The sequence below is a fragment of the Microbacterium bandirmense genome (assembly GCF_037204185.1).
Classification (GTDB): domain Bacteria; phylum Actinomycetota; class Actinomycetes; order Actinomycetales; family Microbacteriaceae; genus Microbacterium; species Microbacterium bandirmense.
This window is the reverse complement of record NZ_JBBDGM010000002.1, coordinates 110305-135556: the sequence shown is the minus strand read 5'-3', so window position 1 is coordinate 135556 and position 25252 is coordinate 110305. Positions and strand designations below refer to the sequence as shown.

21 protein-coding genes and 1 pseudogene are annotated in these 25252 nt (G+C 69.7%); 11 read left to right on the top strand and 11 right to left on the bottom strand.

Features of this window, described 5'->3' with window-relative positions; all coding sequences use genetic code 11:
- Nucleotides 1–2 precede the first annotated feature (2 nt).
- Together WDU99_RS02620 and WDU99_RS02615 are read left to right on the top strand one after the other, a co-directional pair.
- Nucleotides 3–563, top strand: a complete 561-nt coding sequence (locus tag WDU99_RS02620; RefSeq protein ID WP_337330887.1) for a hypothetical protein — start codon at nt 3–5, stop codon at nt 561–563.
- A gap of 234 nt (nt 564–797) precedes the next feature.
- Nucleotides 798–1295, top strand: coding sequence for a VOC family protein (locus WDU99_RS02615; protein ID WP_337330886.1), 498 nt, complete (start codon nt 798–800; stop codon nt 1293–1295).
- A 44-nt stretch (nt 1296–1339) separates the two neighbouring features.
- Here WDU99_RS02615 and hisS read toward each other — a convergent pair whose 3' ends face one another.
- Complete coding sequence (gene hisS / locus WDU99_RS02610) at nt 1340–2605, bottom strand: histidine--tRNA ligase (protein WP_337331103.1); 1266 nt, start codon at nt 2603–2605, stop codon at nt 1340–1342.
- A gap of 77 nt (nt 2606–2682) precedes the next feature.
- On the opposite strand from hisS, the gene WDU99_RS02605 reads away from it, so the two are divergent.
- Genes WDU99_RS02605 through WDU99_RS02595 form a run of 3 tightly spaced genes read left to right on the top strand, consistent with a single transcriptional unit; the run spans nt 2683 to nt 3544 of the window.
- Nucleotides 2683–2910: a hypothetical protein gene (locus WDU99_RS02605; RefSeq protein ID WP_337330885.1), complete on the top strand. Its 228-nt coding sequence runs from the start codon at nt 2683–2685 to the stop codon at nt 2908–2910.
- Nucleotides 2894–3232 (top strand): type II toxin-antitoxin system PemK/MazF family toxin, encoded by a 339-nt coding sequence (locus tag WDU99_RS02600; protein ID WP_337330884.1) that lies wholly within the window; start codon nt 2894–2896, stop codon nt 3230–3232. The genes WDU99_RS02605 and WDU99_RS02600 overlap by 17 nt, the downstream gene beginning before the upstream one ends.
- 54 nt (nt 3233–3286) lie before the next feature.
- The gene (locus WDU99_RS02595) at nt 3287–3544 is read left to right on the top strand and encodes a DUF2087 domain-containing protein (protein ID WP_337330883.1); all 258 of its coding nucleotides are present in this window, start codon (nt 3287–3289) and stop codon (nt 3542–3544) included.
- Nucleotides 3545–3594: 50 nt separating this feature from the next.
- Here the strand turns inward: WDU99_RS02595 and WDU99_RS02590 are convergent, their stop codons facing one another.
- On the bottom strand, nt 3595–4314 hold the full coding sequence (locus tag WDU99_RS02590; RefSeq protein WP_337330882.1) for a MazG family protein: 720 nt from the start codon (nt 4312–4314) through the stop codon (nt 3595–3597).
- 10 nt (nt 4315–4324) lie between these two features.
- Nucleotides 4325–5494 (bottom strand): Na+/H+ antiporter NhaA, encoded by a 1170-nt coding sequence (gene nhaA / locus WDU99_RS02585; protein WP_337330881.1) that lies wholly within the window; start codon nt 5492–5494, stop codon nt 4325–4327.
- A gap of 68 nt (nt 5495–5562) precedes the next feature.
- Between nhaA and WDU99_RS02580 the strand changes: the two genes are divergently transcribed.
- Nucleotides 5563–8244, top strand: coding sequence for a phosphoenolpyruvate carboxylase (locus tag WDU99_RS02580; protein ID WP_337330880.1), 2682 nt, complete (start codon nt 5563–5565; stop codon nt 8242–8244).
- Between the two features lie 128 nt (nt 8245–8372).
- Nucleotides 8373–9740 carry an NADP-specific glutamate dehydrogenase gene (gdhA, locus tag WDU99_RS02575; protein WP_337330879.1) on the top strand — a complete coding sequence of 456 codons (1368 nt, stop codon included), beginning with the start codon at nt 8373–8375 and terminating at the stop codon, nt 9738–9740.
- Between the two features lie 110 nt (nt 9741–9850).
- Here the strand turns inward: gdhA and WDU99_RS02570 are convergent, their stop codons facing one another.
- Entirely contained in the window at nt 9851–10447 is a 597-nt protein-coding gene (locus WDU99_RS02570) for a gamma carbonic anhydrase family protein (protein WP_337330878.1), read from the bottom strand.
- A gap of 105 nt (nt 10448–10552) precedes the next feature.
- On the opposite strand from WDU99_RS02570, the gene WDU99_RS02565 reads away from it, so the two are divergent.
- Both WDU99_RS02565 and WDU99_RS17255 read left to right on the top strand, forming a co-directional pair.
- The gene (locus WDU99_RS02565) at nt 10553–11431 is read left to right on the top strand and encodes an SDR family oxidoreductase (RefSeq protein WP_337330877.1); all 879 of its coding nucleotides are present in this window, start codon (nt 10553–10555) and stop codon (nt 11429–11431) included.
- Nucleotides 11432–11569: 138 nt separating this feature from the next.
- Nucleotides 11570–11770 (top strand): annotated as a pseudogene (locus WDU99_RS17255) (VOC family protein); the annotation flags it as partial.
- Between the two features lie 43 nt (nt 11771–11813).
- Here the strand turns inward: WDU99_RS17255 and WDU99_RS02560 are convergent.
- From WDU99_RS02560 to WDU99_RS02550, 3 genes are all read right to left on the bottom strand, one after another.
- On the bottom strand, nt 11814–12182 hold the full coding sequence (locus WDU99_RS02560) for a nuclear transport factor 2 family protein (protein ID WP_337330876.1): 369 nt from the start codon (nt 12180–12182) through the stop codon (nt 11814–11816).
- Nucleotides 12183–12351: 169 nt separating this feature from the next.
- Entirely contained in the window at nt 12352–13389 is a 1038-nt protein-coding gene (gene cydB / locus WDU99_RS02555; RefSeq protein WP_337330875.1) for a cytochrome d ubiquinol oxidase subunit II, read from the bottom strand.
- A gap of 26 nt (nt 13390–13415) precedes the next feature.
- Nucleotides 13416–14999 (bottom strand): cytochrome ubiquinol oxidase subunit I, encoded by a 1584-nt coding sequence (locus WDU99_RS02550; protein ID WP_337330874.1) that lies wholly within the window; start codon nt 14997–14999, stop codon nt 13416–13418.
- Nucleotides 15000–15153: 154 nt separating this feature from the next.
- Between WDU99_RS02550 and WDU99_RS02545 the strand changes: the two genes are divergently transcribed.
- Both WDU99_RS02545 and WDU99_RS02540 read left to right on the top strand, forming a co-directional pair.
- A complete protein-coding gene (locus WDU99_RS02545) occupies nt 15154–15510 on the top strand; it encodes a BlaI/MecI/CopY family transcriptional regulator (RefSeq protein ID WP_337330873.1) in 357 nt (118 codons plus the stop codon).
- Nucleotides 15511–15529: 19 nt separating this feature from the next.
- The gene (locus WDU99_RS02540) at nt 15530–16345 is read left to right on the top strand and encodes a M56 family metallopeptidase (RefSeq protein WP_337330872.1); all 816 of its coding nucleotides are present in this window, start codon (nt 15530–15532) and stop codon (nt 16343–16345) included.
- Between the two features lie 52 nt (nt 16346–16397).
- Here WDU99_RS02540 and cydC read toward each other — a convergent pair whose 3' ends face one another.
- Genes cydC through WDU99_RS02520 form a run of 4 tightly spaced genes read right to left on the bottom strand, consistent with a single transcriptional unit; the run spans nt 16398 to nt 25230 of the window.
- Nucleotides 16398–19838 (bottom strand): thiol reductant ABC exporter subunit CydC, encoded by a 3441-nt coding sequence (gene cydC, locus WDU99_RS02535; protein WP_337330871.1) that lies wholly within the window; start codon nt 19836–19838, stop codon nt 16398–16400.
- Between the two features lie 50 nt (nt 19839–19888).
- Entirely contained in the window at nt 19889–20695 is an 807-nt protein-coding gene (locus tag WDU99_RS02530; RefSeq protein WP_337330870.1) for an alpha/beta fold hydrolase, read from the bottom strand.
- Nucleotides 20696–20715: 20 nt separating this feature from the next.
- A complete protein-coding gene (gene mfd, locus WDU99_RS02525; protein ID WP_337330869.1) occupies nt 20716–24315 on the bottom strand; it encodes a transcription-repair coupling factor in 3600 nt (1199 codons plus the stop codon).
- 9 nt (nt 24316–24324) lie between these two features.
- Complete coding sequence (locus WDU99_RS02520) at nt 24325–25230, bottom strand: EamA family transporter (RefSeq protein ID WP_337330868.1); 906 nt, start codon at nt 25228–25230, stop codon at nt 24325–24327.
- Nucleotides 25231–25252 lie beyond the last annotated feature (22 nt).

Sequence of the window (25252 nt, the reverse complement as noted above, 5' to 3'; positions counted from 1 at the left end):
CCGTGAACACGAAGTTGATTCGGCGCCTGGTGCCTGCTTTTGTTGGAGCAGTGGTAGCTTCCGCCTTGTTTGGATGCGCGCCGTCAGAAAGGACACTTGAGGGTGCCCGACATGAGATCTACTCGTCAAACAATGCGCTCGTGGCATCGAGCGACGCGATGGTCACCGGTACAGTCGTCTCGCAGTCAGAGAAACAACTGGGCGACGACATGGCGCCAACGACGTTCTCGGAAGTGAAAGTCGAAGTAAGCTACGCGCCAGATGGGCTGGCATCAAGGTTGACGAGCCCCTCTGCGGTGCAGGTGAAGCCAGGCGGTACCATCACTGTGATACAGCTTGGCGGTAAGGGTTGGGAGACTCCTTATCAACTGCTTCAGGAGGGTAAGACGTATCTGCTCCTGCTCACTGACAGCGGGCTCAGCGACCTCCAGGGCTTTTACACAACAGGTGGGCCGGCTGGTATCTTCACGCAAGCTGAGTCCGGCTTCGCACCAACCTCAACCGATGGAGACCAGCTGACTCCTTACAGCACTTCTCAGCTGCAAGGCATCCCTGCGCGCTGAGGCAAATCTTCTCTAACCTCGATCTTTCGTCGGCGTTTGGGGCTGAGCGTTGGGCGTCGGTGTGCCTGCTTGATTTTGATTCTCACATGAGCCCGCACCGCCGAGCTCACCGCGGCCGCCATCCACGACGCCTTCAACGCAAGGCTCGATACCAGGCGCTACGAAGACAAGTGCAGCGACATCGTGTCGCGAATCTTCAAGCGCCGCCTCCGGTCGCGCTCGTACCGTCAAAGCATGACCACGCAGACAGCCGGCCTGACCGGCGCACACACCACGAACGGGCGCCCCAACGGCTCCACCTCGCTCACACCCTTCCTCGCCATCCCGGGCGCGGCCGACGCGATCGTCTTCTACCGCGACGTGTTCGGCGCGCGCGTCGTCGACGTCACCGAGTTCGACGGCGTCGTCGTGCACGCCGACCTCGATTTCGGCATGGGGATGCTGCAGCTCGGCGAGCCCTCCCCTGCCTACCACCTGGTCGCGCCACCGCAGGGTGAGGACGACTGCTACTCGATGGGGCTGTACGTGCCGGACGTGGATGCCGTCGTCGCCCGCGCCGTCAAGGCGGGCGCGACCGTGCGCGAAGCGCCGTCGGACTTCGTCTCGGGCGATCGGTTCGCCAGCATCCGCGATCCCTTCGGCGTGCGCTGGTCGGTGATGAGCCGCGTCGAGGATCTCTCCGAAGAGGAATCCGCCGCACGCGTGGCGGAGTGGGCGGCGCAGCAGAGCTGACCCCGACCTGATCCGGGCGGCACGCACAGGTGCGCGCGCCCGGGTCAGGACAGCGGCTTGACCTCGAGATCGCCGACGGCGTCACCGGCGCGCAGAGCCGCGAACCCGGTGTAACCGTCGGCCGACGCGCGCTCCAGCAGCGCCTTCAGGTTCTTGGGGCGACGCTCCAGGCGCACGCGCGCGACATCGCCCTCGCGCAGCAGCGCCGCCTTGTGCGCCAGCAGCTCGGCGACCGGCACGTCGGCATCGTGCACCAGCACGACGGCCTGCGCGGACTCGGCCTCGAGCTCAGCGACCAGGTCAACGATGCGCTCGAATCCGATCGAGAAGCCCACGGCCGGCACCTGCTGGCCGAGGAAGCGCCCGATCATGCCGTCGTAGCGTCCGCCGCCGCCCAGCGAGTAGTCCACCGACGGGTGGGCGAGCTCGAAGATCGTGCCGGTGTAGTAGCCCATCCCCCGCACCAGGAACGGGTCGTAGATCAGGGGCGGCTCACCCGCATCCGATCGAGCGGCGGTGACAGCCTCGCCCAGCGAGACGAGGTGCGCGACGATCTCGTCGGGCGCGCCCTCGGGCAGTGCCTTGCGGATCTGACGCTCGCCGTACGGGTTGTACTCCAGCGTCTTCGGGCGCTTCAGGAACGCCTCGAACGCGTCGACGGCCGCCGGGGTGACGCCGCGCCCGCGCAGCTCTTCGGCGACACCGTCGGCACCGACCTTGTCGAGCTTGTCGATCGTGATCAGCACGCCGGGTCGCTCGTCTTCGGCGAAGCCGAACGAGTCCAGCATCCAATCCAGCGCGCGACGGTCGTTCACCCGCACCACGCCACCCTCGAGCCCGAGTGCGTCGATCGTGTCGAGCGAGGCGACGATCAGCTCGGCCTCGGCGCGTGCCGAGTCGTCGCCCATGATGTCGATGTCGCACTGCACGAACTGGCGATAGCGTCCCTTCTGCGGGCGTTCGGCACGCCAGACCGGCCCGATCTGGATCGACCGGAACACCGTCGGAAGCTGACCGCGGTTGGTCGCGTAGAAGCGCGCGAGCGGCACGGTGAGGTCGTAGCGCAGACCGAGATCGCTCAGAGCCGCCGGGTCGTCGGCGGCAGCGCGGATGCCGTCGGCATCCAGCCCGCGACGGAGGATGCTGTACGACAGCTTCTCGTTGTCTCCGCCGATCCCGGCGTGAAGGCGCCCGTGCTCCTCGACGACCGGCGTCTCGATCTCGTCGAAGCCGTGCGCGCGGTAGCGCTCGCGGATGACGGCGAGCACACGCTCGCGCCGGGCCTTGTCAGCGGGAAGGAAGTCGCGCATTCCGCGCGGCGGGTTCACGTTTGCCACGCATCCATCTTTCCAGGTCCGCGAAGTATCCCTCACGGTATACTCAAAGTATGACCACGACGACGATCAAGGTCTCCACCGATCTGCGAGACCGCCTCAAGGAGCAGGCACGCGCCGAGAACAGGACCATTGGTTCATATCTGGAGAAGCTGCTGGAGCGAGAACTGCGGGCCCACCGCTTCGAGCAGATGCGCGAGGCGATGAAGAACACCACTCCGGAGGAATGGCAGAGTTACCGCGAGGAAATCGCGTGGTGGGACCGTGCCGCCGAATCCTGAACTCGCGCCTCGTGACATCGTGTGGATGGACCCCGACCCGACCGTTGGCCGCGAGCAGGCCGGCCGCCGCCCCGCTGTGGTCGTCGCCGGCAGAAGCTACCTTCACGTGGTCGATGCCCTCGCCATCATCCTGCCCGTCACATCTGTGAACCGCCGCTGGCCGAATCATGTTCCGATCAGCACTCTTCCGGTGCCGTCGTGGGCGATGACCGAGCAACTGCGCGCCGTCTCACGCGATCGACTGCACGGCGACCTCGGTCGGGTCGACGAAGCGACCTTCTTGCAGATTCAGAGCTGGCTTAGCGACCATCTGGATCTGTGAGCACGCCGCGAGCCCGCGGCATGCGGCCGACTGGCAGAGTGGATGACATGTCGGATGCTGAATCGCACGCCTCATTCGCGCATCGACCGGTATCCCTCGCAGCACGACGAGCGCGACAGCTTCCTGCAATTCCTCGCGGGGCGTATCCTCGCGGCTGACGAGACCCTCACCGAGGCGGAACTGGGCACGCGGCTGGACGCACTGACGACCGACACCGCTCGGCTGCGCAGGGCGCTCGTCGATCACGGCATCCTCACGCGCGATCCGGCGGGCACCTCGTACCGCCTCGCGAACCAGGGATTCGAGCGTTGAAAGGAGGAATTCACGGCTGAAGGCACCCCGACGGCCGGGTTTTTCTCCTTTCAGGGCCGGCGAGCAGCCGATTCCGCGGCGCGCACCTCGTCCTCGAGAGCGCGCGTGCGCTCGCGGAGGGCGCGCTCGGCGTCCCAGCCGTTCGCGCGGGCGTGGGCTACGAGGGCGAGCAGGGCGTCGCCGAGTGCGGATTCGGATGCCGGCCCTTCGTCTCGCTGCGCTCGCTCAGGAACCGGGGATTCAGCATCGGTTCCTGAGCGAGGAGCGGCGCGACGAGACGAAGGGCGCTCAACGACCGGGAGGCGCGCCGCGCGCCCGAGCACCTTCTGTGCGCGGGCCAGAGCCGGCATGCCCGCAGGCACCCCGTCGAGCACGCTGGTCCGCTCGCGCTTCTCTGCGGCCTTCGCCGCGTTCCAGTGCACGAGCACCTCTTCGGGCGTCGTGGCGACAGCATCCGAGAACACGTGCGGATGCCGTCGCACCATCTTCTCGGTGAGCCCGCGCGCCACGTCGTCGATGTCGAAGCCGCTCTGCTCGGCGGCGATCGCCGAGTGGAACAGCACCTGCCACAGCAGGTCGCCGAGCTCTTCGCGCAGCTCGTCCGCCGAGCCGCCATCGACGGCGTCGATCACCTCATGCGATTCCTCGATGAGGTACGGCACGAGATCGCGGTGCGTGATGCGCTGCGACCAGACGCACCGCTCGCGCACCTGACGCATCGTCTCGGCGGCGCCGCGCAGCGCATCGGGCTCCTGCAGCGGATCCGTCATGCGGTTCCCCTCACTCCGCAGCCGCGGCGAGCACGCGGTAGTGACGGGCCCGGGCCGAGACGATGATGCCCGACAGGATCAGGGCGATCAGCGAACCGCCCAGCACGCCCAGGATCGCCTCGTCGCGCAGCATCCGGTCCTCGGCGAACGCGAGATTGGCGAGAAGCAGTGACACCGTGAATCCGATGCCGCCGAGCGTTCCCGCCGCGAGCAGATCGGGGAACACCATCGCCGGCGCCGCACCCTTCGGCTTGATGCGCATGGCGATCCAGCCGAACAGTCCGATGCCGATGATCTTGCCGACCGGCAGGGCGATCAGGATCGCCCAGAACGCCGGCGACAGCTCGGACGGAGCGACCTGCGGGATCACGACGAACGCCGCCACGAAGGCGAACACCGGCAGGATCACGCCGTTCACGGTGGGCTCGAGCCCGTGGCGCAGCTTCTCGGCCGGCGCGGGCGACATGAACAGCCCCAGCAGCACTCCGGCGATGGTCGCGTGGATGCCGGATGTCGCCATCAGCCCCCACGTCACGACGCCGATCACGCCCATCAGCACCCCGATGCCCGCGGAGCCGCTCTTCGCCACGACCCTGCTGAGCAGCGCGAAGACGATGACACCCACCACGGCGAGCGCGAACATCACCCAGTTCACGTCATGGGCAAACAGCACGGCGATGAAGACGATGCCGATGATGTCATCGAGGATCGCCAGCGCAAGCAGGAACACCCGCACGGCCGGCGGCAGGCCCTTGCCGAACATCGCAAGCACGCCGAGTGCGAAGGCGATGTCGGTTGCGGTCGGGATAGGCCAGCCACCGGAGGTCGCAGGGTCGGCACCGGCGATCAGCAGGTAGACCGCGATCGGCACGAGCACACCGCCCGCGGCGGCGATCGCCGGCTGCAGCGCCTTGCGCGGCGAGTCGAGTTCGCCATGGGTCAGCTCATGACGCAGCTCGATGGCGACGACGATGAAGAAGATCGCGAGGAGCCCGTCCGACACCCAGTGTGCGATCGACAGATCGAGGTCGGTGCCGGGGATCGCGATGTGCGCGTCGAGCACCGCGGCGATCGCGTCGTGTGTGGGCAGGTTGGCCAGCAGCAGGCCGAGGCCGGCTGCGATCAGAAGAAGTGCCGCGGGGAACTGCTGCCCCCGCAGAGGGTTGTCCGAGATGCGCATCACCTCCATCGTATGCCGCGGTCGTCACGTGGCGCGGGATCGAACGGACTCGGGGATACGCTCGAAGAATGTCTTCCGAGCCCACGAACACCGAAGCCATCCGCGTCATCACCCGATTCGAGGCGTCGAACGGCATTCCCGAGGCCATGCGCGCGGACGTGCGCATGCTGGGCGGACTGCTGGGTCAGGTGCTGCGCGAGTCGGGCTCCCCAGGCCTGTACGACGACGTCGAGCGACTGCGGTTGGCGACGATCCAGGCATCCGACGCCGAGGGCCCCGAGGCGTTCGAGCGCGCCGCATCCATCGCCGAGTCGTTCACGATCGAGCGCGCCGACGAGGTCGCCCGCGCCTTCACCTGTTACTTCCATCTGGTCAACCTCGCCGAGGAGCACCAGCGCGTGCGGGTGCTGCGCGAGCGCGCCGGCCAGCCCGGCCGCTCGACAGGCTCAGGGACCCAAGCCACCGACACCGTCGCCACCGCGTTCGCGAAGCTGCGTGACGAGATCGGTGAGGATGCTGCCCGCGAGCGTCTCGCCGAGCTGCGCTTCCACCCCGTCTTCACCGCCCACCCGACCGAGGCGCGTCGCCGGGCGGTGTCGGGCAGCATCCGACGCCTTTCGGATCTGCTCGGACAGCACGACGACGCCAGCGCCGGCGGCGCCGAGGAGCAGCGCGCGGTGCGTCGGATGCTGGAGGAGATCGACACGCTGTGGCGCACCGCTCCGCTGCGCGCCGAGAAGCCGAGCCCCACCGACGAGGTGCGCACCGTGATGGGCGTCTTCGACGAGACCCTGTTCACCACCGTGCCGCACGTGTACCGCCGCATCGACGACGCCCTGCGCGGCGACGAGTCGGGCGCGAGCGCCCCGGTCGTTCCCGCGTTCGTGCGGATCGGCTCGTGGGTCGGCGGCGACCGCGACGGCAACCCGTTCGTCACAGCATCAGTCACCCGTGAGGCGGCGCAGATCGCGTCGGAGCACGTGCTGCGCGGACTAGAGCGCGCCATCGAGCGCATCGGCCGCACCCTCACCCTCGATGCCGACGGCACTCCCCCGAGCGCCGCGGTGATCGCGATCTGGGAGGGCTTCGAGCAGCAGGATCCGTCCCTCGCCGCCGAGATCGCCAAGCGCTCGCCCGACGAGCCGCACCGTCGCACCATGCTCGCGATCGTGCACCGCGTGCACGCCACGCGCACCGAGGAGCCGGGCGCGTACACCGCCCCCGAGCAGCTGCTCGCTGATCTGCACGCGGTGCAGGGCTCGCTGGCGGATGCCGGTGCGCGCCGCCACGCCTTCGGTGGCCTGCAGCACCTGATCTGGCAGGTGGAGACCTACGGCTTCCACCTGACCGAGCTGGAGGTGCGCCAGCACTCCCAGGTGCACGCCGAGGCCCTGGCCGAACTCGACGCCGGCGCCGAACTCAGCGAGCGCACGCAGGAGGTGCTCGAGGTCTTCCGCGCGGTCGCCGACATCCAGCGCCGCTACGGGCTGCGTGCGGCCGGCCGCTACGTCGTCTCGTTCACCCGCTCGGCCGCCGATCTGATCGCCGTGCGCCGGCTCGCACGGTACGCGCTCGGCGACGACGCGCCCGTGCTCGACGTCGTGCCGCTGTTCGAGACCTTCGCCGACCTGCAGGCCGCCCCCGGGATCCTCGCCGAGGTCGTGCAGGACCCCGATTTCCGCGCGCGGCTCGAGGCCACCGGCAACCGACTCGAGGTCATGCTCGGCTACTCCGACTCGTCGAAGGACGTCGGCCCGGTCGCCGCGAACCTCGCCCTGTACGAGGCGCAGCGCGACATCGCGCAGTGGGCCGTGGAATCTGGCATCCGACTCACGCTCTTCCACGGCCGCGGCGGTGCACTCGGCCGCGGCGGCGGACCGGCGAACTCGGCGATCCTCGCGCAGCCGCCGCACTCGGTCGACGGTCGCTTCAAGCTCACCGAGCAGGGCGAGGTGATCTTCGCCCGCTACGGCGAGCCCGCCATCGCGATGCGGCACATCGATCAGGTCGCCGCCGCGACGCTGCTGGCCTCGTCGCCCAGTGTCGAGCAGCGCACCAGCGGCGCCGCCGAGCGCTTCGCGCCCATCGCGCAGGTGATGGACGTCGCCTCGCGCGAGCGGTTCTTCTCGCTGGTCGGCGCCCAGGGCTTCGCCCCCTGGTTCGCGACCGTCACGCCCATGGAGGAGATCGGCCTGCTCGCCCTGGGCTCGCGCCCCGCGCGCCGTGGACTGTCGGTCGAATCGCTCGAAGACCTGCGGGCGATCCCGTGGGTGTTCGCCTGGACCCAGGCGCGCATCAACCTGGCCGGCTGGTTCGGCCTGGGCTCGGCACTCGAGGCCGTCGGTGACGAGCAGGCGCTCATCGAGGCGTACCGCGAGTGGCCGCTGCTGCACACCATGGTCGACAACGTCGCGATGAGCCTGGCGAAGACCGATGAGCGCATCGCCCGCGAATACCTCTCACTCGGGGACCGCGACGACCTGGCCGAGATCGTGCTCGACGAGCTGCGTCTCACCCGCGAATGGGTGATCCGCCTCACCGGCGGTGCCGGCCTGCTCGAGAACAAGCCGATCCTGCAGCGTGCCGTGCAGCTGCGCACCCCGTACGTCGACGCGCTCTCGCTGCTGCAGCTGCGGGCGCTGCGTTCCCTGCGCTCGGATGCCGAGGCGCCCGCTGCGGATCCGGATGTTCAGCGCCTGCTGCTGCTCTCGGTCAGCGGGGTCGCGGCCGGACTGCAGAACACCGGGTGATAGCATCCCCACGACTTGTCGTCGGGGGAGGTCGGTCTCGCGCGCTAAAGTGAGATCTTCCGCCTGACCCGGCTACGCATCACGCGACACGATCGCACCCACCCATCCCCCCTCAGAAAGCTTCACGCGTGACCGATACCACTGCCGCCTTCCATCCGCTCAGCGTTGCCGCACAGCCCGTCTTCGACGCGGTCCGTGCCGTCAACCCCAACGAGCCGGAGTTCCACCAGGCAGTCCACGAAGTGCTGCACTCGATCGGCCCCGTGCTGGAGCGACACCCGGAATACCTCGACAACGGCGTGCTCGAGCGCCTGGTCGAGCCCGAGCGTCAGATCATCTTCCGGGTGCCGTGGATGGACGACAACGGCAAGCTGCAGGTGAACCGCGGCTACCGCGTGCAGTACAACTCGGCGCTGGGCCCGTACAAGGGCGGCCTGCGCTTCCACCCCTCGGTCAACATCTCGATCATCAAGTTCCTCGGGTTCGAGCAGATCTTCAAGAACGCGCTCACCGGCCAGGGCATCGGCGGCGGCAAGGGCGGATCGAACTTCGACCCGCACGGCAAGAGCGAGGCCGAGGTGATGCGGTTCTGCCAGTCGTTCATGAACGAGCTCTTCCGCCACATCGGCGAGCACACCGACGTCCCCGCGGGTGACATCGGCGTCGGCGGCCGCGAGATCGGCTACATGTTCGGCATGTACCGCAAGATCACGAACCGTCATGAGTCGGGCATCCTCACCGGCAAGGGCATCGGCTGGGGCGGCGCGCAGGTGCGCACCGAGGCCACCGGATACGGCGCGGTGTTCTTCGCACAGGAGATGCTCGCCGTGCACGGCGAGAACCTCGAGGGCAAGCGCGTGGCGGTGTCGGGCTCGGGCAACGTCGCGATCTACGCGATCGAGAAGGCCACCCAGCTCGGAGCGCGCGCTGTGACGGCATCCGATTCTTCGGGCTACATCGTCGACGACGCCGGCATCGATCTGAGCCTGCTGCGCCAGATCAAGGAGGTCGAGCGCGGTCGCATCGTCGAGTACGCCAAGCGCCGCCCTGGTGCGCGCTTCGTCGAGGGCGGCAACGTCTGGGAGACCCCGGTCGACATCGCCGTGCCCTCGGCCACGCAGAACGAGCTGAACCTGGATTCGGCGCAGATGCTGATCGCCAACGGCGTGCGCGCGGTCGCCGAAGGCGCCAACATGCCGTCGACCCCCGAGGCCGTCGGCGCGTTCCAGGACTCTTCTGTGCTGTTCGCCCCCGGCAAGGCCGCGAACGCCGGTGGTGTCGCGACCTCGGCACTCGAGATGAGCCAGAACGCCTCGCGTCAGCGCTGGAACTTCGCCGACAGCGAGCAGAAGCTGCGCGACATCATGGCAGACATCCACGATGCGTCGTTCCGTGCGGCCGAGCGCTACGGGACCCCCGGCGATTACGTCGCGGGCGCCAACATCGCCGGCTTCGAGCGCGTCGCCGATGCGATGCTCGCCCAGGGCGTCATCTGACCCTCTTCCCTTCCGCCGGCGCCCCCTCTGGTCGTCCGCGCCCCCTCTGAGAGGCGCGTTTCAGAGGGGGCGTCGGCGTGCAGAGGGGGCCTCGACGAGGCTGGTGGATGCTACACCTGGTGGTCGTCGGTGTGGCGGGCCAGTGAGCTGGCGTAGCGCTCGGTGAGCTGCACCATCAGATCAGGCGTATCCCGGTCGACGCCGAAGACATGACCGGGGAAGTCGAGGTCGGGCATCGCCGCGGCGATCTCGTCGGCCTGATCGGGTGAGAACAACTGCACCGGGTCTCCGCTGGCGACCCATCCGATCGGCAGCACCGTGCCCTCGGGCAGCACCGACTTGCGCTGCACGATCGCATTCACGCGGATCTCACAGCGCGGGCCGACGACGGCACCGTTGAACACGCGCGCGCCCGACGCGAAGAACACCTCCTCGCCGACGGTCGCACCGGCGATGCTCGCCAGGGTGCCGATGAGCGTGTGGTCACCGATGTGCACGGCGTCTGCCGCGGTGGCGCGGATGAGCGCGTTCTCCATCACGATGACATGCTCGCCCAGGGTGATCGGCCCGCCCTCGGCGGTGATCACGGCGCCGTGCAGCACCTGACAGTTCGGGCCGATCTCGACATCGCCCGAGATCACAGCGGTCGGCGCCACGACGGCGGTGTCGTGGATGCGGGGCCGAGCCCCGAGGTGCTCGTAGATCATGCCGCCAGACTAGCCCTCCGCACTGCTACCGTGGACGCCATGCAATGCAGGTGAGTCACCTCCGTCCCCGCCGTGCCACGGCATCCTCCACACGAAAGACCCACCATGCAGCAGCATCCTCTCTCGGGCCGCACGGCCCTGATCACCGGCGCATCCCGCCGCAAAGGCATCGGCTACGCCACCGCCCGCGAACTCGCCCGGCTCGGCGCGAGCGTGTTCATCCACCATTTCCGCCCGCACGACGAGGACCAACCGTGGGGCGCGGATGAACTGGATGCCGTGCGCGAGGGCATCCGATCGGCGCTGGTCCCGGGCGCCGTTTTCGGCGATCTCCACGCCGACCTGCGCGATCCGGCGCAGATCGAGACGCTGTTGGATGCTGCCGCGAACCTCACCGGCTCGCTTGACATCCTGGTGTGCAACCAGGCGCTGAGCGGCGGCGACGGCAGCATCTTCGACATGACCGCCGACGCACTCGACGCGCATTGGCAGACCAATGCGCGGGCGTCGATGCTGCTCACCGCCGGCTTCGCGCGCCGGCTTCGTGCCCGGCTCGGGCAGTCGGATGCCACCAGCGCCCGCCCCGGCGACCGCTTGCCCTCGGCGCGACCGTTCGCGAAGCCGACCGGGCACGTGATCTGGATGACCTCGGGCCAGCTCGACGGCCCGATGCGCGGCGAGGTGGCCTATGCGACCAGCAAGGCGGCACTCGCCGGCATCACGAAGACGGTCGCGGCGGAGTTGCTGGATGCCGGGATCGTCCTGAACACCGTCAATCCCGGCCCGGTGAACACCGGCTACCTCGACGCCGACACCACGGATCGCGATCTGGAATGGGTGCCCGAGTTCCTGGCATCCACCCCGTTCGGCCGGTTCGGGCGGCCCGACGATCCAGCCCGCCTGATCGGCTGGCTGTGCAGCGACGCGGGCTCGTGGGTCGTCGGACAGGTGCTCACCACCGACGGCGGCTTCACCCTTCGCTGATCGCGCCCGAGACCAGTCGCGCCGTGGCGTCGGGCGGGTGCCGGCGCCAGCGGCACGAGGTCCTCTTGTGACGCTCCTGCCGCAGCGTTCTCCGCAGCTGTGCACGACAGCTTCGAGCACGAAGGGCGCGATGTGTACATGGCGCTCACGGTGGGCGGCGGCGCGATCGGCATCGGAGCGGAATCCGAAATCGACCGCGGCGACGCCGTGGCGATCTGGCTGTACGTCGACGACGTCGACAGCGCGCATTCCGCAGCGGTCGAAGCCGGCGCAGTGCCGGTCGCGCCGCCGGAGGACATGCCGTGGGGAGAGCGGGTCGCACAGGTCCGTGACCCCGACGGCACGCTGCTGTACCTCGGCCGTCAGGGGTGTCCTGCGAGGGTCAGTGGGTGGCCGTCGTCTGCTGATAGAGCGCGAGACGAGGGCGGTCGTCGATCAGCACGTAGACGCTGGTCATCACGGCATCGAACGGCTCCTCTGCCTGACGCTCCGCGCGGGCACGGTAGACGAGTGCTGCCGAATCTCCGCCGACCGGGATCATGCGGGCATCCGAGAGCTCGTACCGGTCCCACGATGGCGCGCCGTCGAGCGAGGCGGCGACCGCGTCGCGATCGAGCACCAGGCCGTTCACCAGGATCATCACGGCGTCCGGCGTCATCAGGGCTCCGTAGAACGCGCCGCCGGTCGAGCCGCACAGGGCATCCCAGCCCTCGCGCTCCACGGCGAGGAGGTCGTCGAGTTCGAAAGTCATGCCTCGACGATAACCGTGCGCCGGCTGGCTGTGAACGCCCACTGCCACCGCGCGCTTCGCGCGGAAATGCGCGCTTCGCGCGGACGGAATCTCGGAATTCATCCGCGCGAAGCGCACAAACCCGCGGCTGGCGTACGGCGCGCGACTCCGCCAGCGCGCGAGCACGGCCTCACCGCGCGCGCAGCACCGCAGGCAGCACGATGTGCACCTCGGGGATCATGCCCGGGGTGACGCGCTTGCGGAAGATCCAGTAGCTCCACGCCTGGTAGAGCAGGATCACCGGCAGCGAGACCGCCGCGATCACCGTCATCACGCCGAGCGTGTACGGCCCGTTCGCGGCATTCCAGATCGTGAGGTCGAAGGCCGAGTCGACCGTCGACGGCAGCAGCAGCGGGAAGAGACCGGCGAAGATCGCAGCGGCGCCGAACAGCCCGAACCCCGCGTATCCGATGAAGGCGTAGCCCTCGTTGCGACGACGCGCGGCCAGCCAGCCGAGCACCGCCGCAACCACGGCGAGCACCACGAACGTCCACGACAGCGGGCTGCCTCCGTGGGTGAACTGCACCCAGAGCGCCCATACGGCGGCCGGCACCAGGCACAGCGGCGCCCAGCGCGCGGCGAAGTCGCCGGCCCTTTCGCGCACGACGCCGTCGGCCTTGAGACCGAGGAAGGTCGCGGCGTGCGCCAGCGCGAACCCGACGACGGCGAGGCCACCGAGCACGGCCGGCACCGTGAGCCAGACGAACGGTCCGCCCACCCGGTCGCCGTTCGCATCGATCGGCAGCCCGGTCGAGGTCAGCGCCAGGGCGGCGCCGATGCAGAAGGCGACGATGAGCGAGCCGAGGCCGATCATCCAGGTCCAGAACGTGCGCCACCGCTCGGTGTGGATCTTGCCGCGGTACTCGATGCCCACCGCGCGCACGATCAGGCCGACCAGGGCGATCGTCAGCGGTATGTACAGGGTCGAGAACAGCGAGGCGTACCAGGCGGGGAAGGCCGCGAACATCGCCGCTCCGGCGGTGATGAGCCACACCTCATTGCCGTCCCAGACCGGGCCGATGGTGTTGAGCATCACCCGGCGGTCGCGTTCGGAGCGCGTGGAGAAGAGCATGTGCATGCCGACGCCGAGGTCGAAGCCCTCGAGCAGCAGATAGCCGATCCAGAGCACGGCGATCGCGATGAACCAGACGATGGGAAGGGGTTCCATGATCGTATTCCTCTCGGATCAGCCGGTCAGTACGCGAAAGCGAGCACGTCGTCGCGCTTGTCGGGGTCGGTTCCGTCGTCATCCGCGGATGCGGATGCCGTCAATTCGGGCATGGATGCTGCGACGCCGCCCCTGACGTACTTGACCATCAGGTACCCCTCGATCACGAGCATGATGCCGTAGACGACGCTCAGGGTGATCACCGAGAAGAGCATCTCGCCCGCGGTCACGCCCGGTGAGACGGCGGCGGCGGTGAACATGAACACCCCGTCGATGCCGGACGGATCGGGGTTGGGCGCCACGACGAACGGCTGACGGCCGAGCTCGGTGAAGATCCAGCCCGCGATGTTCGCCGCGAACGGCGCGACGATGCCGAGCAGCGCGAGTCGCATGATCCACGGCGAGCGCGGCACGGTGCCGCGACGGGTCAGCCACAGAGCGACCACAGCGCCGAAGGCGACGATGCCACCGAGCCCGATCATCAGGCGGAAGCCCCAGTAGGTCACCCACATGACGGGCACGTAGTTCACCTCGGTGCCGGCATGGGCGCCGTAGAGCGCGTCATCGGGGATCGTCTCGCCGTACTGGTCGACGTACTGCGGCTCGAGATCGCGGATGCCCGGCATGTCGGCGCCCCACTCCCCCGTGCCCAGGAAGCCCAGCACGCCGGGGATCTCGATGAGCGTGACGACGTCGCCGCAGTCGGTCGAGCCGGGGTCGCCGAGCGAGAGCACTGAGAACGACGAGCCGGTGTGGCAGGCGGCTTCGGCGGCGGCCATCTTCATCGGCTGCTGCTCGTACATCAGCTTGCCCTGGATGTCACCGGACACGACGGTGCCCATGAAGCCGAGGATCGCGACCACCGCACCCAGGCGCAGCGACCAGATCCAGACGCCGTGATCCTTCCGGTCGCGCCCCGGTGCGGCATCCGACTCCCCCACCACGACGTGACCGCTGTCGTCGACGGTGTCGATGCGGTCGTGGCGGCGCCGCCACAGGTGGTACCACGAGATGCCGATCAGGAACATCCCGGCCACGACCAGTGCGCCGAAGATCGTGTGGGTGTACGCCGCAAGCGCGGTGCTGTTGGTGAGGACGGCCCATATGTCGGTCATCACCGGACGGCCATCGGCGCCCATCTCAACGCCGACCGGGTGCTGCATCCACGAGTTCGCGACGATGATGAAGTACGCCGAGATCCACGAGCCGATCACGGCGCACCACAGCGCGGCGAGGTGCAGGCCCTTGCGCAGGCGTCCCCAGCCGAAGATCCAGATGCCCAGGAAGGTCGACTCGACGAAGAAGGCGAGCAGGCCCTCCATCGCCAGGGGTGCCCCGAAGACGTCGCCGACGAAGCGCGAGTACTCGCTCCACGCCATGCCGAACTGGAACTCCTGCACGAGTCCGGTGGCGACGCCGACGATGAAGTTGATCAGGTAGACCTTGCCCCAGAACTTGGTCATCCGCAGGAACTTCTCGTCACCGGTGCGCACCCATCGGGTCTGCATGATCGCGACCATCATGCCCAGCCCGATCGTCAGCGGCACCATCAGGAAGTGATAAACGGTCGTGATTCCGAACTGCCATCTGGCGATGTCGAGCACGTCCACGCAGAAGCTCCTTCTCGATGCCAGTGGCGACGCATTCCGTCGCCATCATCTGAATTCTACGTTATGTAGAACTACTTCGACGCATCATAGAACAACTTCGACCGATGGTAGAATCGAGGTCGCGGCGCGCGCACGCCGCAGCGAAGGAGGCACCATGGGAACGCTCGGAGAGCTTGAGCGCGCGGTCATGGACGCCCTCTGGGACGCCGACGACTCGCTGAGCGCCTACGACGTGCAGCACCGTCTCGAGGCCGACGGCCGCACCCTGGCGGCGACGACGCTGCTGACCGTGCTCGCACGCCTGGAGAAGAAGGGCTTCGTCACCTCGGAGCGCTCATCCCGGCCGCACCGCTACACCGCGGTCGCCTCGCGCGCCGATCACGTCGCCGAGCTGATGCACTCCGTGCTCGGCGACTCCGCCGACCGCACGGCCGTGCTGGAGCGCTTCGTCGGCGGCGTGTCGGCGGAGGACGCGGCGATCCTGCGCCAGCTGCTCGGGCGATCGAGCTGAGCTCGCACCGATGATCGGGATGCTGACGGGCACCGACACCGCGCTGGCCGGTGCCCTCGTCATCCCGCACGCCATCGTCGTCGCCGCCGCGATCGCCCTCGGTGCGATCGCGCTCGCGCTGGCCTGGCCCGTGCCCGTGGCGCTGTCGCGCATGTCGTGGCCGATGCGGATGCCGGTGATCGCGCTGCTGCTGTGGCAGGCCATCGGGCTCGCCGGCGGCCTGGCGATGATCGGCGCCCTCGCGCTGGCGGGGTACGCCGTACTGCCACAGCATCCCTGGCTCGCACTGCTGCCCGCGGGACTCTTCGCCGTGTACCTGCTCTCGCACCTGGGCGTGACGATCGCGCAGGTCACCCGCCAGCGCCGGCGTCACCTGGCGCTGCTCGAGCTGCTCACCTCGCCGCATCCGACGCGCGCCCGCACCCGTGTCATCGACGATGCCGTGCCGGTGGCCTACTGCCTGCCCAAGGGCACCCGGTCGGTGACCGTGCTCTCACAGGGACTGCTCGACCGACTCGACGCCGATGAGCTGGTGGCCGTCATCGCTCACGAGCGCGCTCACGTCGAGCAGCGTCATGACCTGCTGCTGCTCGCCTTCCGCGCCTGGCGGCACGCGCTGCCCTGGTTCCCGATCGCGGCGCGCGCCGAGGTCGAGGTCGCCGCACTCGTCGAGATGCTCGCCGACGACCATGCCCGCCGCGAAGTGCGTGACGAGGTGCTCGCGCGGGCCATCCTGCAGGTCGGCGCCGGCGGCGTCGCAGCGGGTGGTGTCGCCGATCAGCCGGTGTCGGGGTCGACGCGCGTCAGCGACCGGTTCCGCCGCCTGACCGCCTGACGGAACCGGCACCCTGAGCCGGCCTCGGCGACGACGCCTCAGCGCCGATGTCTCAGCCGGCGACGAGCGCCGCGGAGTCGGATCGGATGCCCGTGCCGAGTCGCACGATCGCGTCGCCCTCCTGCCTGTCGGCGGCGCGGTGTGAGACCAGCATCACGACCCGGTCGGACGTCGCGCCGCGCACATCGGCCATCATGGCAGCGGCGGTCGGCTCATCGAGGTGCGCGGTCGGCTCATCGAGCAGGATGACGTCGGCCCGGGTCAGCAGTGCCCGAGCCACGGCGAGTCGCTGGCGCTCTCCGCCCGACAGCGACGAGCCCCCGGCCCCCACGGGGGTGTCGAGCCCCGCGGAGAGCCCGTCGACCAGCGGGGAGAGTCCCGCCTGCGCCAGCGCACCGCGCATCGCGGCGTCATCCGGTGCATCGTCCCGTGCCCGCGCCAGCAGCAGGTTGCCGCGCAGGGTGGAGTCGAACACGTACGCATCCTGCGGGCACCACGCCACCCGGTCGCGCCAGCCCCGCTCGTCCATCCCCGTGAGCGCTCGCCCGTCGGCGCTGATCGCGCCGCTCTCGACCGGGAGCGCACCCATCACCGCCGACAGCAGCGTCGACTTACCCGAACCCGAGGGTCCGTCGAGCACCAGCCAGTGGCCGCGCGTGATGCCCGCGCTGACGCCGCGCACCGCCGGCTGCACCGCGCCCGGGTACCGGATCGTCACGTCGTCCAGTTCCAGCCGGACCACGGCATCCGGCGTCACAGTTCCCCACTCGGGCGTCGGAGCCGGCTGCAGCAGCGGATCGAGCCGCGCCAGCAGTGCGCGCAGGGTGGGGATGCGCTGCACGGCCGAGACGAAGTCGGCGAGAGGTTCGAGCACAGCCAGGGCGAGCAGCGCGATCACCGAGGCCGACTCGGCGGGCAATCCGCCCGAGAGCAGCGGCACCAGCACGGCGAGGATCACCGTCGTCGCCGTGACGACCGCCGTGCCGAGCCCTGCCGACCAGGCTGCCCGGCGCTCGGCGTCGGCGAGACGCCCGGCGGCGGCATCGAGCTCGTCGAGGGCGCCGGACGCGACCCCGTTGCCGCGCAGATCGGCGGTGGCCGACGCCAGTGCCGCCGTACCGCGCACGATCTGCGAGCGGGCGGTCACCCGGGCGGCACCCGCACGACGGTCGCCCGCGACAGCGAGGAGGGATGCCAGTGCCACGCCGACCAGCAGAACGACGGCCACGAGCACGGTGAGGTGCGGCGTGACGGCGGCTGTGGCGATGACGGTGCCGCCGATCACCAGCAGGCCGGCGCCGATCGGCGGGAGGATGCGCGGCAATTGATCGCGCAGGTCGTCGGCGAGGGTGACGAGGTAGTCGAGCGGCGCTCCGCCCTCGAGCAGTCGGCGGGAGCCCGCGCCGCGCGCGGCGATCGCCCGCCACAGGCGCAGCCGCAGCGCATCCACGACGAGGAACGCGGCACGGTGAGTGACCAGGCGCTCGGCATAGCGTCCGACCGCCCGACCGATGCCGAAGGCGCGTACCCCGACGATCGCCACCAGCAGGTACATGATGTACTCCTCGACACTGGCGCGCACGATCAGCCAGCCCGAGACCGCCGTCAGTGCGGCGGCGAGACCCGCGGCCAGTGCCGCCAGCAGGATCGATCCGGTCCACAGCCAGGCGTGCGGACGCAGCAGCGTCGACAGGGTGAGCGCGCGCGACGGGCGGCGTCCCGGTTCAGCTCCAGAGGGAGCCGGCGATTCTGCCGGATGCTGCCGCGCCGATCGTCCTGTCGAAAGGGCATCGTCCTGGGTTCGCGAGATCGCGGCAGAACCCTCTCGATCGCCGGCAGCACCGGCAGCGCCGGCAGACCGTCCGACGGACACGTGATGGTCAGCGAGCGCGAGGGTCTCGGGCTCGTGACTGGCCAGCACGACCACGCATCGCGGCGCCCGTCGGCGCACCGCGGCACGCACCAGGTCGGCCGCCACGGGATCGAGGTGCGCCGTGGGCTCGTCGAGCACCAGCACGCCGGCACCGGCATCCACCCGCGCCAGCGCCCTCGCGACCGCGAGACGACGCAGCTCACCCGGGCTGAGCTCAGCGACCGCGGCATCGGCCCGATCGGTCAGGCCCAGTTCGTCGAGCGCGGCGGTCCCTGCACCGTAAAACGCGAGCTCCTCGCGCACGGTGGCGGCGAACGCCCGAGGGGCCTGCGGTGCCCATGCGACGGCATCCGGATCGATCCCGCCGATCGCACCGGTGACCTCGGCATCGGCGGGGAGCACGCCGGCGAGCGCAGCCAGCAGCGTCGACTTGCCGGCCCCGCTCGGCCCGGTGACGGCGGTGATGCCGCGCAGCTCGGCGGTGAGCGCGTCGAGCACGGGAGCGTGCCGACCGGCGTACCGCACGGTGATGTCGTCGAGGCGCACAGCGCGGGAATCCACAGTGCCGGGTTCCGCGCCCGCGGCATCCGACGCCGTGCCGCCCTCCGCCCGGCGCACGTCGACGCGCGCCGGGCTCGCGAGCAGCGCCTTCGCGCGGTCCAGCGCCGACAGACCGTCCTGCGAGGCGTGGAACGCCGAACCGACATCGCGCAGCGCCTGGAAGCACTCGGGGGCCAGGATCAGCGCGACCAGCGCCGCCTCGAGACCCATCGTGCCGTTCAGCAGCCGCAGTCCGAGGAAGACCGCCACGATCGCGACCGAGATGGTCGCGATCAGTTCGAGTGCCAGCGCCGACAGGAACGCCCAGCGCAGCGTCTCCTCGGTGCGGGCACGGTAACGACGCTGGATGCCGTCGAGTGCGCGGGTCTGCTCGTCGACGCGACCGAGCCCGACGAGCACCGGCAGTCCCCGGGCGAGCTCGGCGAGGTGATCGGCCAGGCGGGTCAGCGCGCGCAGCGCCGCATCGGTGCGCTGCTGCGTGTGCCTGCCGATCAGCGTCATGAACAGCGGCACCAGCGGCACGGTGAGCACGATGATGAGGGCACTCAGCCAGTCGGCTCCGAGAATGCGCACGCCCACCAGCAGCGGGATGACGGCGGCCGAGATCAGGGCGGGCAGGGACTGGATGTAGTAGTCGTCGAGGTCGTCGAGGGCGTCGGATGCCAGCACCGCGGTGCCACCGCCTGTGCGGTCGCCGTCGGCGATGCGGCGCCACAGGCGGGCACGCAGATCGCGCTTCACATCGGTGGCGATGCGCCGTGCGACCACCGCGGTCGCCCACTCCCCGGCGGTGCGCAGCAGCATCCCCCCGATGCCGAGCAGCAGGATCAGCCGCACGGTAGGTGCGCTCAGCCCATCAGCGGCGAGCGCTGCGATGCCGCGCGCGACGGCCTCGGCGACGAGCACGAGGCCGGCGGCGCGGAATGCGGCGAGCACCCCGAGTGCGTACAGCGGGCGGCGCGGCACCGGGCCGAGATCCGGGCGCCGTGGCGCCGGAGCCTGCGCCACGCGAGCGGCCTCAAGCACCCACGGGTCGTTCGGGATCGGAGTGACGGTCACCCCCTAATTCTACATTGCGTAGAAATCAGGTAGCGCGTGCCGGAGTGCGCTCAGGCGAGCGCGAACCCGTCGAGCACCTCCAGGATGGCTCGGCTGGCGGCATCCGACGCATCCAGCGTCACCACGTGACCCGCCCGCGGGATCACCCGCTCGTGCACGCCCTCGGCGTCGGCCCACGCGGGCATCGCCTTCGCGATATTGCCGGTGCGGTCCTCCGCACCCCGGATCAGACCCAGCGGCACCGGCGTGCGGTACTCGGGATCGGGATCGACGAACGACACGGTCGCGCGCCACACGTCGAGGAACGTCTTCTTCGGCATCCGGGCGAACACCCTCGTGATCTCGGCGACCGCCGCCGGATCGACCGCCGAGGCCCGTGCCATGATGCCGGGCAGGCGGGATGCCGGGATCAGCGCCAGCATGGGAGCCGCCAGCGACAGGCCGAACCGCTCGATGCCACTGAGCGGACCGGCGTTCCACGTGGAGTCGACCGCGATGAGCCCGCCCGTGCGCTGCGGGTGCGCGCGCACGAACGCCTGCGCGAGATTGCCGCCCAGCGAGTGCCCGACCAGCACCGGACGGTCCAGCTCGAGCGCGTCCAGCAGCGCCAGGACGTCGTCCAGCGCATCGTCGGCCGTGAAGCGCACGCCGGCGCCCAGGTCGGACTCGCCGTGGCCGCGCAGATCGCACAGCACCGCCCGGAATCCCGCCGCCTGCGCGGCGTCGGCGGCGGCGAGGAACATCGTATGGTCCATGCCCGCGCCATGCAGGAACACGACCGATCGCCCGTCACCCCCGCCATCACGGAATCGGATGCCGGCGCCGGGTCGGTGCAGGGTGCGGTCGAGTGCCGTCATGCCTCGACGCTATCCCACCCTCAGCCGGCGGGTACGGCCACCGGCTCGGGGAACATCGCGGTGAACAGCGCCGCGACCCATTCGATGATCTCCGTGCCGCGAGCCACTGCCCCGTCGGGTGTCGGCATCGGCACCACCAGCGCCTCTCCCCCGCCGACGAGCTTCGCCTTCGGGTACAGCCGCTGCAGGCGCACCTTCATGGAGTCCTCGAAGCGCGCCGGAGCGATCCGCAGGTTCGTGCCCATCGCCACGACATCGCTGAGCCCGGCCTTCGCGGCCCGGCGGCGCAGGCGCGCCACCTGCACGAGCGTCGTCACCTCGTCGGGGAACGCCCCGTAGCGGTCGATGAGCTCCTCGACCACGAGGTCGATGGCGTCGTCGGCGGCGCCGGCCCCCGCCGCGGCGGAGAGCTTCTGATACGCCTCCAGGCGCAGCCGCTCGCTGTCGATGTAGTGCTCGGGGATGCGGGCATCGACCGGCAGCTCGAGCCGCAGCTCGACCTCGGAGCTCGTGTCCTCGCCACGGAAGGTCGCCACGGCCTCGCCGATCATGCGCAGGTAGAGGTCGAAGCCGACACCGGCGATGTGCCCGGCCTGCTCGGCACCGAGCAGGTTGCCCGCACCGCGCAGCTCGAGGTCCTTCAGTGCCACCTGCATTCCCGAGCCGAGGTCGTTGTTCACGGCGATGGTCTGCAGCCGGTCGGCGGCGGTCTCGCTGAGCGGCTTCATGTCGTCGTACAGGAAGTACGCGTAGGCGCGCTCGCGTCCGCGGCCGACCCGCCCGCGCAGCTGGTGCAGCTGCGACAATCCGTACTTGTCGGCGCGGTCGATGATGATCGTGTTGGCGTTCGAGATGTCGAGGCCCGTCTCGATGATCGTCGTCGAGACCAGCACGTCGTACTTGCGCTCCCAGAAATCGTCGACGACCTGCTCGAGCTGGTGCTCGCCCATCCTGCCGTGTGCGACGGCGATGCGTGCCTCGGGTACGAGCTCTGCGAGCTCGGATGCCACTCGCTGGATCGACTGCACGCGGTTGTGCACGAAGAACACCTGACCCTCGCGCAGGATCTCGCGGCGGATCGCCGCGGCGATCTGCTTGTCGCTGCGCGGGCCGACGAACGAGAGGATCGGATGCCGGTCCTCGGGCGGGGTCTGCAGGGTGGACATCTCGCGGATGCCGGTGACCGCCATCTCGAGGGTGCGCGGGATCGGGGTGGCGCTCATGGCGAGGATGTCGACGTTGGTCTTGAGCTTCTTCAGGGCGTCCTTGTGCTCGACTCCGAAGCGCTGCTCCTCGTCGATGATCATCAGCCCGAGATCCTTGAAGATCACCTGGTCGGTGAGGATGCGGTGCGTGCCGATGACCATGTCGACCGAGCCGTCGAGCACCCCCTGCAGAGTGAGCCTCGCCTCTTTGTCGGTCTGGAAGCGCGAGAGCGGCCGCACCTTCACGGGGAAGCCGGCGAAGCGCTCGGTGAAGGTCTCGAGGTGCTGCTTGACCAGCAGCGTGGTCGGCACCAGCATGGCGACCTGCTTGCCCTCCTGGATCGCCTTGAACGCCGCGCGCACGGCGACCTCGGTCTTGCCGAATCCGACGTCACCGCTCAGCAGTCGGTCCATCGGGATCGGCCGCTCCATGTCGGCCTTGATCTCATCGATCGTCTGCAGCTGGTCGTGCGTCTCGGCGAACGGGAACGCCTCCTCCAGCTCACGCTGCCAGGGGGTGTCCGGCCCGAAGGCATGGCCCTTCGAGCTCATCCGCGCCGAGTACAGCTTGACGAGCTCGACGACGATGTCGCGCACGGCCCGCCGAGCCTTGCCCTTGGCGGCGGCCCAGTCGCTGCCGCCCATCTTCGACAGCTGCGCGGCCTCGCCGCCGACGTACTTCGAGAGCAGATCCAGCTGGTCGGTGGGCACGAACAGCTTGTCGCCCGGGTATCCGCGCTTCGACGGCGCATACTCGAGCACCAGGTACTCGCGGGTGGTCTTGACGGCATTGCGGCCGCCTGACGAGACCTCGCGCTTGGTCATCTCGACGAAGCGGCCGATGCCGTGCGTGGTGTGCACGACCAGATCGCCCGCCTTCAGCTGGAGCGGGTCGACGACGTTGCGGCGCCGGGACGCCAGCTTCTTGACGGTACGCTGATCGCCGCCGATCGTGCGCCCGTAGAACTCGTTGTCGGTGAGGACCGCGATGCGGGCATCCGGCACCTGGAAACCCGACTCCACGGTCGCCGCGACGATGCTCGCGACACCGCCCTCGGGCTCGTCGGCGAGGTCTTCGATGATCCGGGCGGCCAGACCGCGGTCGCTGAGCACATCGCGCGCACGCTCGACCAGCCCCTGTCCGGACGCGACGATGACGACCCGCCAGCCCTCCGCCAGCCGGGTCTCGACGAACGCGATCGCGCCGTCGACGTTGCCGTGGAAGGACGGGATCACCGAGGAGTCGAGGTTCGCGGCATCATCGTCGTCGGTCGCGAACGGGCTCAGCCGCCACCACACCCCGTCGCGATCGCGCACGATCTCGCGCAGCCGCGCGAGCGAGATGAAGTCGCCGGCGTCGAGGCCCGCGCCGGCGCCCGTCGAAGTGCCTGCGCTGAGCCCCGTCGAAGTGTCGATCGGAGCGGATGCCCCGGACGTGGCCGCATTCCACGCGGCCTCCAGGAACTCGCGGTTCGTCTCACCGAGGTTCTGCGCCCTGGCGCTGGCGCGCTCGGGGTCGATGACCGCGGTCGCCGTGCCCTCGGGCAGGTACTCGGCGAGGGTGACGAGGGGGCCCGCGACGACGGGGAGCAGCGATTCCATGCCCTCCACGGGGATGCCCTCCGACATCTTCTCGAGCATCCCGGCGATCGCCGGGAACCGCGCCGCCAGCGACGCCGCGCGCTCGCGCACCTCAGGAGTCAGCAGCAGCTCCCGGCTGGCGGGCAGCTCGACCCCGGCGACATCGCCCGGCAGCGAGCGCTGATCGGCGACCGAGAACGCGCGGATCTGATCGACCTCGTCGCCGAAGAACTCCACGCGCAGCGGGTGATCGGCGATGGGTGGGAAGACATCGAGGATTCCGCCGCGCACCGCGAACTCACCCCGCCGGGACACCATGTCGACGCGAGTGTAGGCCCGCTCGACCAGCTGCTCGACGGCCTGTTCGAGCTCGATGCCCCGGCCGCCGACCTTCAGCTCGAGGGGCGCGGCATCGCCGAGGTTCGCCGCCAGCGGCTGCAGCGCGGCGCGCACCGAGGCGACGACGATGAGCGGCCGCTCGCCGTTCCAGGTGTGGATGCGGCGCAGGGTCTCCAGACGACGGCCGACCGTGTCGGGGCTGGGGCTGAGCCGCTCATGCGGCAGCGTCTCCCATGCCGGGAAGGTGAGGATCTCGGCGTCGGCGAGGTACGCCGACAGGGCCGCGGCGACGGACTCCGCGCGGCGGCCGGTCGGGGTGACCACAAGCGCGGATGCCGGATGCCCGGCGCCGGCGCGCTTGCGCAGCAGGCCGGCGACGATCGGGACGTCGAGTCCGTCGACCGCCGAGATGTCGGCGTCGGTCTGCGCCCAGGTGAGGGCGTCGCGGTACAGGTTCGCCTCTTCCAAGGCGCGCAGAATCCCCGGAACAGTCACCGGAGAAGTCTACGCGGGGTCGGCGACACCTGCGGCGCCGCCTGGCCGACGGGCCGCACGGAACCCCTCCACCGCCAGCAGCGCGAGCGCGACGGCCAGCAGGCCGTAGACGAAGGCATCCGCGCCCTGCATGCGTTCGCCGAGCAGCAGCGCGACCCCGACGAGCATGACCGGCTCGACGTAGCCGAGCAGACCGAACACCGGCATCGACAGCAGATAAGACGCCCCGAGGTAGAAGGTCATGGCCGCGGCGCTGCCGAACCCGATCGCGCCAAGCACCGTGAACTCGAGCGCCGAGGGCTCGATGGGCACCGACGTCACGAGCGCGAGCACGGCCACCGGGGCGAGCAGCGCCACCTCCCAGCCGAACACCATCGGCTCGTCGAGGCCGAAGCGCTGCCGCAGCACGAAGTACAGGGCGTACGGGCCGCAGATCATCAGCGTCACCCACGACAGCTCCGGCGTGGCGATGACCTTCACCACGACGGCGACCGAGGCCAGTGCGACGACCAGCCACTGCACCCGGCTGACGTGCGCCTTCATCACGAAGCGCCCCGCGAACACCAGGGCGATCGGCAGAAGCAGGAAGCCCAGCGCGGCGTCGAGGCCGTGCCCGTGCATCGGCGCCCACATGAACAGCCACAGCTGCACGCCGGCGATGGCGGTGAGCAGAAGGCTGAGCAGGGGCATCCACCACCGCGCGCGGAGCCGACGCCACAGCACGACGACTCCCCGTCGTGCGGCCGGATGCAGGAGAGCCGCGGCGTAGCAGAGCAGGGTCAGCAGCACGCGCGCGGCGAAAACCACCTCGGCCGAGGAGGTGACCAGAGAGGCGATGTAGAACATGCCCGCGAAGATCGCAGACGCCAGAAGAGAGAACAGCACGCCTCGCGGCGACGATCGCTGCCCGACCACGGTCCCTCCTCCGGTGACGGCT

What these genes read in the sequence shown, in the direction of transcription:
- WDU99_RS02615 (WP_337330886.1), top strand. Translation starts at nt 798, where the DNA reads ATGACCACGCAGACAGCCGGCCTGACCGGCGCACACACCACGAACGGG.
- hisS (WP_337331103.1), bottom strand. Translation starts at nt 2,605, where the DNA reads ATGCGCGACTTCCTTCCCGCTGACAAGGCCCGGCGCGAGCGTGTGCTC.
- WDU99_RS02605 (WP_337330885.1), top strand. Translation starts at nt 2,683, where the DNA reads ATGACCACGACGACGATCAAGGTCTCCACCGATCTGCGAGACCGCCTC.
- WDU99_RS02595 (WP_337330883.1), top strand. Translation starts at nt 3,287, where the DNA reads ATGCTGAATCGCACGCCTCATTCGCGCATCGACCGGTATCCCTCGCAG.
- WDU99_RS02590 (WP_337330882.1), bottom strand. Translation starts at nt 4,314, where the DNA reads ATGACGGATCCGCTGCAGGAGCCCGATGCGCTGCGCGGCGCCGCCGAG.
- nhaA (WP_337330881.1), bottom strand. Translation starts at nt 5,494, where the DNA reads ATGCGCATCTCGGACAACCCTCTGCGGGGGCAGCAGTTCCCCGCGGCA.
- WDU99_RS02580 (WP_337330880.1), top strand. Translation starts at nt 5,563, where the DNA reads ATGTCTTCCGAGCCCACGAACACCGAAGCCATCCGCGTCATCACCCGA.
- WDU99_RS02570 (WP_337330878.1), bottom strand. Translation starts at nt 10,447, where the DNA reads ATGATCTACGAGCACCTCGGGGCTCGGCCCCGCATCCACGACACCGCC.
- WDU99_RS02565 (WP_337330877.1), top strand. Translation starts at nt 10,553, where the DNA reads ATGCAGCAGCATCCTCTCTCGGGCCGCACGGCCCTGATCACCGGCGCA.
- WDU99_RS02560 (WP_337330876.1), bottom strand. Translation starts at nt 12,182, where the DNA reads ATGACTTTCGAACTCGACGACCTCCTCGCCGTGGAGCGCGAGGGCTGG.
- cydB (WP_337330875.1), bottom strand. Translation starts at nt 13,389, where the DNA reads ATGGAACCCCTTCCCATCGTCTGGTTCATCGCGATCGCCGTGCTCTGG.
- WDU99_RS02545 (WP_337330873.1), top strand. Translation starts at nt 15,154, where the DNA reads ATGGGAACGCTCGGAGAGCTTGAGCGCGCGGTCATGGACGCCCTCTGG.
- WDU99_RS02540 (WP_337330872.1), top strand. Translation starts at nt 15,530, where the DNA reads ATGCTGACGGGCACCGACACCGCGCTGGCCGGTGCCCTCGTCATCCCG.
- WDU99_RS02530 (WP_337330870.1), bottom strand. Translation starts at nt 20,695, where the DNA reads ATGACGGCACTCGACCGCACCCTGCACCGACCCGGCGCCGGCATCCGA.